The following is an 11295-nucleotide window of genomic DNA, read 5'->3' as shown; positions in this document are numbered from 1 at the left end:
CGGGTGTAGCTCAGTCGGTTAGAGTGCCGGCCTGTCACGCCGGAGGTCGCGGGTTCGAGCCCCGTCACTCGCGCCATTTCATTTCCTGAAATGTCCCTTCACAATACAGACCAATGCGCCATCGGCGCGCTTCGCCATTGGCGATTCAGGCGGCTGATTCCAGTCGTTTTTGGCGTGATTTTTCCTGCTTTTTTTAGTCAGGTTTCGATTTTTGAAAATCGTCACTTCGCTGTCTTTCTGACATAAAATTCGTGTGACTTTTTTGCGGTTGCGTCGTTCAATCGATTATTATTGTATTTGAGGGGCTTAGGTCGGAATTGTGGCCCAAATTTGCGTCAATTCCGGCAATATTGTTGCCAATCAATGCGGCAGGTGTCTTGAAATGGTGCCTAAACTCTTGCAGAGAGGGCGCGGCTGCGCTAACCACTTTGGCGTTGCAACATATTTGTCCGCTCTTTGAGACTTAAGGTCACAAAGGCAGGCCCGGCACCCGGCCGGGCAGGGAAGAGACCATGACTGAACTCCTCAGTTCCTACATTCCGATCGCAATCTTCATCGGTATCGCTCTCGTCATCGGCCTGGCGCTTCTCATCGCGCCTTTCGCGGTTGCCTACAAGGCGCCTGACCCGGAAAAGCTTTCTGCTTTCGAGTGCGGTTTCAACGCCTTCGACGATGCCCGCATGAAGTTCGATATCCGCTTTTACCTGGTGTCGATCCTCTTTATCATCTTCGATCTGGAAGTCGCCTTCCTGTTCCCATGGGCGGTGTCTTTCGGCGAGATGGGCTGGTTCGGTTTCTGGTCGATGATGGTGTTCCTCCTCGTCCTCACCATCGGCTTTATCTATGAGTGGAAGAAGGGAGCGCTGGAATGGGCATGAGCCAGAACAACACCACGCTCGTTGCGCCGCAGCCGAAGGGGATCATCGATCCCTCGACCGGCAAGCCGGTTGGCAGCAACGATGCCTACTTCACGGAAATCAACGATGAGCTGGCCGACAAGGGCTTTCTCGTCACCTCGACCGACGAACTGATCACCTGGGCCCGTACCGGCTCCCTGATGTGGATGCAGTTCGGTCTTGCCTGCTGCGCCGTCGAAGGCCTGATGCAGGCGTCCGGTCCGCGTTACGACATGGAGCGCTTCGGTGTCGCCCCGCGCGCTTCGCCGCGCCAGTCGGACGTGATGATCGTCGCCGGCACGCTGACCAACAAGATGGCGCCCGCGCTGCGCAAGGTCTATGACCAGATGCCTGAGCCGCGTTATGTGATCTCCATGGGCTCCTGCGCCAATGGTGGCGGTTATTACCATTATTCCTACGCTGTCGTGCGCGGCTGCGACCGCGTCGTGCCGGTGGATATCTACGTTCCGGGCTGTCCCCCCACGGCGGAGGCGCTGCTTTACGGCGTGCTTCTGCTGCAGAAGAAGATTCGTCGTACCGGTACGATCGAGCGCTAAGGGCAAAGGACGGATTAAGTAATGAGCGAAGCTCTCAACGATCTTGCTGCTTACGTTAAGGAAGCGCGCGGTTCCCTCTTGGTGTCGGCTGATATCGCCTATGGCGAGCTGACGCTGAACACGGCGCCTGAAAGCGTGATCGCGCTTTTGACCTTCCTGCGTGACGACGTGCAGTGCGGTTTCGTCAACATCATCGATATCTGCGGTGTCGACTGGCCGCAGCGCGAAAAGCGTTTCGATGTCGTTTATCACCTGCTGTCGCCGCGCCAGAACCTGCGCGTGCGCGTCAAGCTGCAGGTGGCGGAAGACGAGGGCGTTCCGTCCTCGACCTCCGTTTATATGGGCGCGGAATGGTTCGAGCGCGAAGCCTGGGACATGTATGGCGTTCCGTTCGAAGGCCATAAGGATCTTCGCCGTATTCTCACCGACTACGGTTTCGAAGGTCACCCGCTGCGCAAGGATTTTCCGGTTACCGGCTTTGTGGAAGTGCGTTACGATGACGTTCTGAAACGGGTTCTTTATGAACCGGTCGAACTGAAGCAGGAATTCCGCAATTTCGATTTCCTCTCCCCCTGGGAAGGAACCGAATATGTTCTCCCGGGCGACGAAAAGGCCAAGCAATGAGCCAAGCCCCCGCGACAGAGCAGGCACAATGTCTTTGCGGCGCCGTCGGCCTCAAGGCCGTCATCGGTGCCCGCGAATTCGGCGCTTGCCATTGCTCCATGTGCCGCCGCTGGTCCGGCGGTGCGTTTCTGGCTGTGGAATGTGCTGATATCTCCGTCGAAAACGAAGAGAGCCTCGGCGTCTATTCCTCGTCGGAATGGGGTGAGCGCTGCTTCTGCAAGAATTGCGGCAGCACGCTGATGTGGCGCTCGAAGGACGGCAAGCATTTCGCCGTTTCGCTGCAGGCGTTCGACAACCCTTCCAGCTTCACGTTCGCGTCGCAGATTTTCACGGATGAGAAGCCTTCGAGCTATTCCTTCGCAGAAACCACGCAAAACATGACCGGCCCCGAATTCATCGCCATGATCACCTCGGCGGAGCACTAGAATGACTGAGCATAACGTCCGCAATTTCACGATCAACTTCGGTCCGGAACACCCGTCCGCGCACGGCGTGCTGCGTCTGGTTCTGGAACTGGACGGCGAAATCGTCGAACGCGTCGATCCGCATATCGGTCTCCTGCATCGCGGCACCGAAAAGCTGATCGAGACCAAGACCTATCTGCAGGCCGTTCCCTATTTCGATCGCCTCGACTACGTCGCGCCGATGAACCAGGAACACGCTTTCGCGCTCGCCGTCGAAAAGCTGCTGGGCCTCGAAATCCCGATGCGCGGCCAGCTGATCCGCGTTCTCTATTCTGAAATCGGCCGCATCCTGTCGCACATCATGAACGTGACGACGCAGGCCATGGACGTCGGCGCCATGACGCCGCCGGTCTGGGGCTTCGAAGAGCGCGAAAAGCTGATGGTGTTTTACGAGCGCGCCTGCGGCGCCCGCATGCACTCGGCTTACGTTCGTCCGGGCGGCGTGCATCAGGACCTGCCGCCGGAACTGGTCGACGACATCGGCAAATGGTGCGACCCGTTCCTGACCGTTCTCGACAATATCGAGGGCCTTCTGACCGACAACCGCATCTACAAGCAGCGTAACGTCGATATCGGCGTCGTCTCGCTTGAAGACGCCTTCGCCTGGGGTTTCACGGGCGTGATGGTGCGTGGTTCAGGCGCTGCCTGGGATTTGCGCCGCGCGCAGCCCTATGAGTGCTATTCCGATCTCGAATTCGACATTCCCGTCGGCAAGAACGGCGACTGCTACGATCGTTACCTGATCCGCATGCAGGAAATGCGCGAATCCGTGAAGATCATGAAGCAGTGCGTCGATCTTCTCTCCGGCAAGCATCGCATCGGCCCGGTCTCCTCGCTCGACGGCAAGGTGGTTCCGCCGAAGCGCGGCGAGATGAAACGTTCGATGGAAGCGCTGATCCACCACTTCAAGCTCTACACCGAAGGTTACCACGTTCCGGCCGGCGAAGTTTACGCCGCCGTCGAAGCGCCGAAGGGCGAATTCGGCGTTTACGTGGTCGCTGATGGTTCCAACAAGCCCTATCGCTGCAAGATCCGCGCGCCGGGCTACGCACACCTGCAGGCCATGGATTTCCTGTGCAAGGGCCATCAGCTTGCTGACGTTACAGCCGTGCTCGGCTCCCTCGACATCGTGTTCGGGGAGGTCGACCGCTGATGCGTCTGCCGCTGGCCATACCGGCTTTTCTCGCAGCGATGTCTGCTCCCGCTCTCGCCCAGACGGCGACGGGCGAGGGTGGCGTATCGCTGTCGAGCGGCGGCTCTTCGACCATCAAGCAGCTTCTGTCGTCGGGATACGAGATCAAGGCCTCGGTTCCCAATGGCAGCAAGTTCATCGTGTTCATGCAGAAAGACAAGGCGGCTTACGCCTGCGAATTCGTCACGGTGGCGAGATCGCGTTGTGAGACGTTAAACTGAAAAGGCGTGAGGAAGTATGTCCGTTCGTCGACTAGCCGAAGATCAGTTCCAGCCCGTGGCATTTGCCTTCAATGCGGAAAACACCGCATGGGCGGAAAAGACGATCAAGAAATATCCCGAGGGACGCCAGCAATCGGCGGTCATCCCGCTGCTCATGCGTGCGCAGGAGCAGGACGGCTGGGTTACCCGCGCCGCCATCGAAAAGATCGCCGACATGCTGGATATGGCCTATATCCGCGTCATGGAAGTGGCGACCTTCTATACCCAGTTCCAGCTGAAGCCGGTTGGCACGCGCGCCCACGTTCAGGTCTGCGGCACCACGCCCTGCATGCTGCGCGGCTCCGAAGCGCTGATGGATGTCTGCCGCAAGAAGATCCACCACGATCCGCTGCACACCAATGAGAGCGGCACGCTTTCCTGGGAAGAAGTGGAATGTCAGGGCGCCTGCGTCAACGCGCCGATGGTCATCATCTTCAAGGATGCCTATGAGGATTTGACGCCCGAGCGTCTGGAAGAGATCATCGACACGTTCGAGGCAGGCAAGGGCGACACCGTCAAGACCGGCCCGCAGATCGACCGTCACCAGTCGGTCCCGGTCGGTGGCCTGACGACGCTGACGGAAGAGATCAAGCCGGATCGTTCCAATCTCGACAAGCCGGCCGAAGCGCCTGCGGACGCCGCGCCGGTTCCGCCGTCCAACGCCGCCAAGCCGAAGACGGACGCCCCGGAAACCGATCCGAAGCTGAAGACACCTGCGACCGCGCCGAAGGCTGCCGAAGCGAATGTGAAGACCGCCGAAAAGGAAGCTTCTGGATCTGCGAAGCCGTCGCTCGATTCCAAGGATCGTCCGGCCGGCATCGAAAAGCCCGCAACGCCCGACGACCTGAAGCTCATTTCCGGCGTTGGTCCGAAGATCGAAGGCACGCTGCACGAACTCGGCATCTTCACCTTCGCGCAGGTCGCCGGCTGGAAAAAGGCCGAATGCGACTGGGTCGACGGTTATCTGAATTTCAAGGGCCGCATTGAACGCGACGAGTGGATCAAGCAGGCCGAGGCGCTCGCCAAGGGTGGCGAAGCCGAGTATATCAGGGTCTTCGGCAAGAAGCCGCGGTAAGAGGTGAAGCATGTTAAAAGATCAGGATCGCATCTTTACCAATCTCTACGGCCTCAAGGACAAGTCCCTGAAGGGCGTGAGAGCGCGCGGCCATTGGGACGGTACCAAGCAGATCATCGAAAAGGGCCGTGACTGGATCATCAACGAGATGAAGGCTTCCGGCCTTCGCGGTCGCGGCGGCGCTGGCTTCCCGACGGGTCTCAAATGGTCCTTCATGCCGAAGGAAAATGACGGTCGTCCGCATTATCTCGTCGTCAATGCCGACGAATCCGAGCCCGGCACCTGCAAGGACCGCGAAATCCTGCGCAACGATCCGCATACGCTGATCGAAGGCTGCGTGATCGCCGGTTTCGCCATGGGCGCGCATACCGCCTATATCTACGTGCGCGGCGAATATATGCGCGAGCGTGAAGCGCTTCAGGCAGCCATCGACGAATGTTACGATGCCGGCCTGCTCGGCAGGAACAACAAGAACGGCTGGGATTTCGACATCTATGTCCATCACGGCGCGGGTGCCTATATCTGCGGCGAAGAGACGGCTCTGCTCGAAAGCCTTGAAGGCAAGAAGGGCCAGCCGCGCCTCAAGCCCCCGTTCCCGGCCAATATGGGTCTTTACGGCTGCCCGACGACCGTCAACAACGTTGAATCCATCGCCGTTGCGCCGACCATCCTGCGTCGCGGCGCGGCCTGGTTCTCGTCGATCGGCCGTCCGAACAATGTCGGCACCAAGCTGTTCATGGTGTCAGGCCATGTCGAGCGTCCGTGCACTTTCGAAGATGCGCTGGGCCTGTCCTTCCGCGAGCTGATTGAACACCATTGCGGTGGCATTCGCGGCGGCTGGGACAATCTGCTCGGCGTCATCCCCGGCGGCGCATCCTGCCCCATCGTTCGTGGTGAGGACATGAAGGACGCCATCATGGATTTCGATGGCATGCGCGAAGTGAAATCCTCCTTCGGCACCGGCGGCATGATCGTCATGGACAAGTCCACCGACGTCATCAAGGCGATTGCCCGCATCGCGGCCTTCTTCAAGCATGAAAGCTGCGGCCAGTGCACGCCGTGCCGCGAAGGCACCGGCTGGATGTGGCGCGTGCTGGAGCGCATGGTCAAGGGCAACGCCCAGAAGCGCGAAATCGACATGCTGTTTGAAGTGACGAAGCAGATCGAAGGCCACACCATCTGTGCGCTCGGCGACGCCGCGGCATGGCCGGTGCAGGCGCTGATCCGCAATTTCCGTCCGGAAATCGAAAAGCGCATCGACCAATATACCTACAGGGCCATGGATGATGGCGCTGTTCTGGAAGCCGCTGAATAAGCAACAAGGCTTCAGGCGGAGCCGGAACTTCCGGCCTCGCGACACCATGAAGCGTCTGGCAGACGATATCAGTGCCGGGCGCGATTAAGGATTTGTTGCGGACCGTGTGAGACATGGGACGAACAGGCAACAGGACGTAAGTAGAACCATGGCAAAGCTCAAGGTTGACGGTAAAGAGATCGAGGTTCCGGATCATTTCACGCTGTTGCAGGCGTGCGAAGAGGCGGGTGCTGAAGTTCCGCGCTTTTGTTTTCATGAGCGCTTGTCGGTCGCGGGTAACTGCCGCATGTGTCTCATCGAGGTGAAGGGCGGACCGCCCAAGCCAGCCGCCTCCTGCGCCATGGGCGTGCGCGATGTTCGCGGCGGTCCGAACGGCGAATTGCCTGAAGTTTTCACCAATACGCCGATGGTCAAGAAGGCCCGCGAAGGCGTGATGGAGTTCCTGCTCATCAACCACCCGCTGGATTGCCCGATCTGCGACCAGGGCGGCGAATGCGACCTGCAGGACCAGGCCATGGCCTTCGGTATCGCCGGTTCGCGTTATGCGGAAAACAAGCGTGCGGTTGAAGACAAATATATCGGCCCGCTCGTCAAGACGGTCATGAACCGTTGCATCCACTGCACGCGCTGCGTCCGTTTCACCACGGAAGTGGCCGGCATTGCCGAACTTGGCCTTATCGGCCGCGGCGAAGATGCCGAAATCACCACCTATCTCGAGCAGGCGATGACCTCGGAGCTGCAGGGCAACGTTGTTGACCTCTGCCCGGTCGGCGCGCTTACCTCGAAGCCTTTCGCCTTCACCGCCCGTCCGTGGGAACTGAACAAGACCGAGACCATCGACGTGATGGATGCGCTCGGTTCGGCCATCCGCGTCGATACCCGTGGCCGCGAAGTCATGCGCGTCATGCCGCGTGTCAACGAGGCGATCAACGAAGAGTGGATTTCCGACAAGAGCCGCTTCATCTGGGACGGCCTGAAGACGCAGCGCCTTGACCGGCCTTATGTGCGCAAGGATGGCCGTCTGCAGCCCGCCACCTGGGGCGAAGCCTTCGGTGCGATCAAGCAGGCTGTTGCCGCAACATCCGGCGACAAGATCGGTGCGATCGCCGGCGATCTGTCTTCCGTTGAAGAAATGTTCGCGCTGAAGTCGCTTCTTGCCTCGCTCGGCTCGGCCAATGTCGATTGCCGTCAGGATGGCGCAGCGCTTGACCCGTCTCTGGGTCGCGCCAGCTACATCTTCAATTCCACCATCGAAGGCATCGAGCAGGCAGATGCATTGCTGATCGTTGGCGCTAACCCGCGTTTCGAAGCGGCCGTGCTCAACGCCCGCATCCGCAAGCGCTGGCGTCGCGGCGGTTTCCCGATCGGCGTGATCGGCGAAGCTGGTGAACTGCGCTACAATTACGAATATCTCGGCTCGGGTGCTGAAACGCTCTCCGATCTGGCCAATGGTTCGCACAGCTTCGTTGACAAGCTGAAGTCCGCCAAGAACCCGCTGATCATCATCGGTCAGGGCGCTCTTGCCCGCGCCGATGGTGCCGCCGTTCTTGCTGCTGCTGCAAAGCTTGCCGTTTCGGTTGGCGCTGTCAGCGAAGAGTGGAACGGCTTCTCGGTTCTGCACACTGCCGCTGCCCGCGTTGGCGGTCTCGATATCGGCTTCGTGCCGGGCGAGGGCGGTGTTGCCGCCGCTGAAATGGTCACCTCCATGGATGTTCTGTTCCTGCTCGGCGCCGATGAACTCGATCTGTCGAACAAGGGCGCCAAGTTCACCGTTTATATCGGCAGCCATGGCGATCAGGGCGCGATGAACGCCGACGTCATCCTTCCGGGCGCGGCCTATACCGAAAAATCCGGTATCTGGGTCAACACCGAAGGCCGTGTGCAGGTGGGCAACCGCGCCGGTTTCGCACCGGGCGAAGCCCGCGAAGACTGGGCGATCCTGCGTGCGCTTTCCGACGTTCTCGGCAAGAAGCTGCCGTTCGATTCGCTGTCGGCCCTGCGTGGTCAGCTCTTCGTCGCGCATCCGCATCTGGCGGAAACCGATGAAATCGCGGCCGGTAACGGCAAGGATATCGAGGCTTTGGCCGGCAAGACCGGCTCGCTCAACAAGTCGGCGTTTGCCTCGCCGGTAAAAGACTTTTATTTGACGAACCCGATTGCGCGCGCCTCCGCCGTCATGGCCGAGTGTTCCGCATTGGCCCGCAACAATTTCAAGGCTGCGGCAGAGTAAGGGTAGGGGATTATGGAATCGTTTTTCTGGAGCTACGTCTGGCCCGCGCTGATCATGGTCGGCCAGTCCCTGCTGCTTCTCGTTTGCCTTCTGGTGGCCATCGCCTTCCTGCTGCTTGCCGACCGCAAGGTCTGGGCGGCCGTGCAGCTGCGCCGTGGTCCGAACGTTGTTGGTCCCTTCGGTCTCTTCCAGTCCTTCGCCGACCTCTTGAAGTTCATCCTGAAGGAGCCCGTCATTCCGGCCGGCGCCAACAAGGCCGTCTTCCTTCTGGCGCCGCTGGTCGCCGTGACGCTGGCGCTCGCCACTTACGCGGTCATTCCCTTCAATGAAGGCTGGGTGGTCGCCAACATCAATGTCGGCATTCTCTACATCTTCGCGATTTCCTCGCTTGAAGTGTACGGCATCATCATGGGCGGCTGGGCTTCGAACTCGAAGTACCCGTTCCTCGGCGCGCTGCGTTCCGCCGCGCAGATGGTGTCCTACGAAGTTTCGATCGGTCTCGTCATCGTCACCGTTCTGCTCTGCGTCGGCTCGCTGAACCTGACGGACATCGTGCTTGCCCAGAAGACTGGTCTCGGCACCATGCTCGGCCTGCCTGCCTCGTTCCTCGACTGGCACTGGCTGTCGCTGTTCCCGATGTTCATCGTGTTCTTCATTTCGGGCCTTGCCGAAACCAACCGTCCGCCCTTCGACCTTCCGGAAGCGGAATCGGAACTGGTCGCCGGTCACATGGTCGAATACGGTTCCACGCCTTACATGATGTTCATGCTCGGCGAATATGCTGCGATCGTGCTGATCTGCTGCCTGACGACGATCCTGTTCATGGGCGGCTGGCTGCCGATCGTGGATGTGTGGTTCCTGAACTGGGTTCCGGGCATCGTCTGGTTCGCGCTGAAGGGCTGCATGGTCTTCTTCATGATCGCGCTGACCAAGGCTTTCGTTCCGCGTTACCGTTATGACCAGCTCATGCGCCTTGGCTGGAAGGTGTTCCTGCCGCTGTCGCTCGCCATGGTCGTTATTGTTGCATTCGTATTGAAGCTGACGGGGTGGGCTGGTTGATGTCCGAACTCCTCGCTCAAAGATCTGGAGACTGAGATGGCAAGCCTCTCCCAAGCCGTCAATTCGCTGTTCCTCAAGGAGTTCGTCGGCGCGATCCTGCTGACGATGCGCCACTTCTTCAAACAGAAGGCAACGGTGAACTATCCTTTCGAAAAGGGCCCGGTCTCTCCGCGTTTCCGTGGTGAACATGCGCTGCGCCGTTATCCGAACGGTGAAGAACGCTGCATCGCCTGCAAGCTGTGTGAAGCGATCTGTCCCGCTCAGGCGATCACCATCGAAGCCGGCCCGCGCCGCAATGACGGCACCCGCCGCACGGTGCGTTACGATATCGACATGGTGAAGTGCATCTATTGCGGCTTCTGCCAGGAAGCCTGCCCGGTGGATGCCATCGTCGAAGGCCCGAATTTCGAATTCGCGACGGAAACCCGCGAGGAGCTTTATTTCGACAAGCAGAAGCTTCTCGACAATGGCGACCGCTGGGAGCGTGAAATCGCACGCAACCTCGCACTGGATGCGCCTTACCGTTAAGGTGCAACCGTCTTTCCGGGGGCGACCCCGGAGAGCGATGAAAAGTAAAATGCCTGCGCGGTTTTCGCCGGCGGGGACGAAACGGGTGAGGGGCCTTCGAGCCATCTTTGCCCGATGAGGACAAGAAGGCACCAAGATGGGTCTGCACGCTGTATTCTTTTATATATTCGCTTTCGTCGCCGTGGCGTCTGCGTTCATGGTCATCGCATCGAAGAACCCTGTTCATTCGGTGCTGTTTCTGATCTTGACCTTCTTCAACGCAGCCGCGCTGTTCCTGCTGACGGGCGCCGAGTTCCTCGGCATGATCCTGCTGGTGGTTTATGTCGGCGCGGTGGCGGTGCTCTTCCTCTTCGTCGTCATGATGCTGGATGTGGATTTCGCCGAGCTTCGCTCGGGCGTGCTGCAATATGCGCCTGTCGGAGCGCTGATCGGTGTCATCCTGGCGGCCGAGCTGATCGTTGTGGTCGGCGGCAGCATGCTGAACCCGATTGCGGCCAAGTCCATCACCATGCCGATCCCGCCTGTCACCGAACGCACCAATACGGCCGCGCTCGGCGACGTGCTCTATACCAATTACGTCTACTTCTTCCAGCTCGCCGGCCTCGTGCTGCTGGTGGCCATGATCGGCGCCATCGTGCTGACGCTGCGTCATCGCACCGACATCAAGCGGCAGGATATCTCCACGCAGGTCGGCCGCGACCCGAAGACCGCCGTCACCACGGTCAAGGTCAAGCCGGGCCAGGGCATCTGAGGCGCGAACGGATCCAAGGAAACAGAACATGGAAATCGGTCTTTCCCACTACCTGACGGTCAGCGCCATCCTCTTTACGATCGGCGTCTTCGGTATCTTCCTCAACCGGAAGAACGTCATCGTCATCCTGATGTCGATCGAGCTTATCCTGCTTGCGGTCAACATCAACATGGTGGCCTTCTCGGCCTTCCTGAACGATATTGTCGGCCAGGTCTTCGCTTTGTTCATTCTGACTGTTGCAGCCGCCGAAGCGGCCATCGGTCTTGCAATACTCGTTGTCTTCTACCGCAACCGCGGATCGATCGCCGTCGAAGACGTCAATATGATGAAGGGCTGATAAGGCT

13 protein-coding genes are annotated in these 11295 nt (G+C 59.5%); all 13 read left to right on the top strand.

Features of this window, described 5'->3' with window-relative positions:
* The first annotated feature begins 512 nt into the window (after positions 1–512).
* Positions 513–878: an NADH-quinone oxidoreductase subunit A gene (locus JZX88_RS07530; protein ID WP_003496469.1), complete on the top strand. Its 366-nt coding sequence runs from the start codon at positions 513–515 to the stop codon at positions 876–878.
* Positions 869–1453: an NADH-quinone oxidoreductase subunit B family protein gene (locus JZX88_RS07525; RefSeq protein ID WP_003521524.1), complete on the top strand. Its 585-nt coding sequence runs from the start codon at positions 869–871 to the stop codon at positions 1451–1453. Before JZX88_RS07530 ends, JZX88_RS07525 begins: the two co-directional genes overlap by 10 nt.
* 21 nt (positions 1454–1474) lie before the next feature.
* Positions 1475–2077 carry an NADH-quinone oxidoreductase subunit C gene (locus JZX88_RS07520; RefSeq protein WP_206913137.1) on the top strand — a complete coding sequence of 201 codons (603 nt, stop codon included), beginning with the start codon at positions 1475–1477 and terminating at the stop codon, positions 2075–2077.
* The gene (locus JZX88_RS07515) at positions 2074–2502 is read left to right on the top strand and encodes a GFA family protein (RefSeq protein WP_110759877.1); all 429 of its coding nucleotides are present in this window, start codon (positions 2074–2076) and stop codon (positions 2500–2502) included. Before JZX88_RS07520 ends, JZX88_RS07515 begins: the two co-directional genes overlap by 4 nt.
* Position 2503: 1 nt before the next feature.
* A complete protein-coding gene (locus JZX88_RS07510; protein ID WP_003496461.1) occupies positions 2504–3694 on the top strand; it encodes an NADH-quinone oxidoreductase subunit D in 1191 nt (396 codons plus the stop codon).
* Positions 3694–3954 carry a hypothetical protein gene (locus JZX88_RS07505; protein ID WP_065115438.1) on the top strand — a complete coding sequence of 87 codons (261 nt, stop codon included), beginning with the start codon at positions 3694–3696 and terminating at the stop codon, positions 3952–3954. The genes JZX88_RS07510 and JZX88_RS07505 overlap by 1 nt, the downstream gene beginning before the upstream one ends.
* Positions 3955–3970: 16 nt before the next feature.
* Entirely contained in the window at positions 3971–5068 is a 1098-nt protein-coding gene (locus JZX88_RS07500) for an NADH-quinone oxidoreductase subunit E (RefSeq protein ID WP_110759876.1), read from the top strand.
* Between the two features lie 10 nt (positions 5069–5078).
* Positions 5079–6383: an NADH-quinone oxidoreductase subunit NuoF gene (nuoF, locus tag JZX88_RS07495; RefSeq protein WP_003521520.1), complete on the top strand. Its 1305-nt coding sequence runs from the start codon at positions 5079–5081 to the stop codon at positions 6381–6383.
* Between the two features lie 148 nt (positions 6384–6531).
* Positions 6532–8613 (top strand): NADH-quinone oxidoreductase subunit NuoG, encoded by a 2082-nt coding sequence (gene nuoG / locus JZX88_RS07490; RefSeq protein ID WP_206913136.1) that lies wholly within the window; start codon positions 6532–6534, stop codon positions 8611–8613.
* A gap of 12 nt (positions 8614–8625) precedes the next feature.
* Positions 8626–9672 (top strand): NADH-quinone oxidoreductase subunit NuoH, encoded by a 1047-nt coding sequence (gene nuoH, locus JZX88_RS07485; RefSeq protein WP_060724098.1) that lies wholly within the window; start codon positions 8626–8628, stop codon positions 9670–9672.
* Positions 9673–9708: 36 nt separating this feature from the next.
* The gene (gene nuoI / locus JZX88_RS07480) at positions 9709–10200 is read left to right on the top strand and encodes an NADH-quinone oxidoreductase subunit NuoI (RefSeq protein WP_003496449.1); all 492 of its coding nucleotides are present in this window, start codon (positions 9709–9711) and stop codon (positions 10198–10200) included.
* A gap of 136 nt (positions 10201–10336) precedes the next feature.
* A complete protein-coding gene (locus JZX88_RS07475; protein WP_003521517.1) occupies positions 10337–10951 on the top strand; it encodes an NADH-quinone oxidoreductase subunit J in 615 nt (204 codons plus the stop codon).
* A gap of 28 nt (positions 10952–10979) precedes the next feature.
* Positions 10980–11288, top strand: coding sequence for an NADH-quinone oxidoreductase subunit NuoK (gene nuoK / locus JZX88_RS07470; RefSeq protein ID WP_003521516.1), 309 nt, complete (start codon positions 10980–10982; stop codon positions 11286–11288).
* Positions 11289–11295: the final 7 nt, after the last annotated feature.

Origin of the sequence: Agrobacterium sp. OT33 (assembly GCF_017313365.1) — a bacterium.
Taxonomy (GTDB): Bacteria; Pseudomonadota; Alphaproteobacteria; order Rhizobiales; family Rhizobiaceae; genus Agrobacterium; species Agrobacterium rhizogenes_A.
This window is presented reverse-complemented; position numbering and strand designations above follow the sequence as displayed.

Bases quoted from the DNA above. Each gene is read 5' to 3' on its own strand.
- nuoF (WP_003521520.1), top strand. From the start codon at position 5,079: ATGTTAAAAGATCAGGATCGCATCTTTACCAATCTCTACGGCCTCAAG.
- JZX88_RS07500 (WP_110759876.1), top strand. From the start codon at position 3,971: ATGTCCGTTCGTCGACTAGCCGAAGATCAGTTCCAGCCCGTGGCATTT.
- JZX88_RS07475 (WP_003521517.1), top strand. From the start codon at position 10,337: ATGGGTCTGCACGCTGTATTCTTTTATATATTCGCTTTCGTCGCCGTG.
- nuoI (WP_003496449.1), top strand. From the start codon at position 9,709: ATGGCAAGCCTCTCCCAAGCCGTCAATTCGCTGTTCCTCAAGGAGTTC.
- JZX88_RS07505 (WP_065115438.1), top strand. From the start codon at position 3,694: ATGCGTCTGCCGCTGGCCATACCGGCTTTTCTCGCAGCGATGTCTGCT.
- nuoG (WP_206913136.1), top strand. From the start codon at position 6,532: ATGGCAAAGCTCAAGGTTGACGGTAAAGAGATCGAGGTTCCGGATCAT.
- JZX88_RS07515 (WP_110759877.1), top strand. From the start codon at position 2,074: ATGAGCCAAGCCCCCGCGACAGAGCAGGCACAATGTCTTTGCGGCGCC.
- nuoH (WP_060724098.1), top strand. From the start codon at position 8,626: ATGGAATCGTTTTTCTGGAGCTACGTCTGGCCCGCGCTGATCATGGTC.
- JZX88_RS07520 (WP_206913137.1), top strand. From the start codon at position 1,475: ATGAGCGAAGCTCTCAACGATCTTGCTGCTTACGTTAAGGAAGCGCGC.
- nuoK (WP_003521516.1), top strand. From the start codon at position 10,980: ATGGAAATCGGTCTTTCCCACTACCTGACGGTCAGCGCCATCCTCTTT.
- JZX88_RS07510 (WP_003496461.1), top strand. From the start codon at position 2,504: ATGACTGAGCATAACGTCCGCAATTTCACGATCAACTTCGGTCCGGAA.
- JZX88_RS07525 (WP_003521524.1), top strand. From the start codon at position 869: ATGGGCATGAGCCAGAACAACACCACGCTCGTTGCGCCGCAGCCGAAG.
- JZX88_RS07530 (WP_003496469.1), top strand. From the start codon at position 513: ATGACTGAACTCCTCAGTTCCTACATTCCGATCGCAATCTTCATCGGT.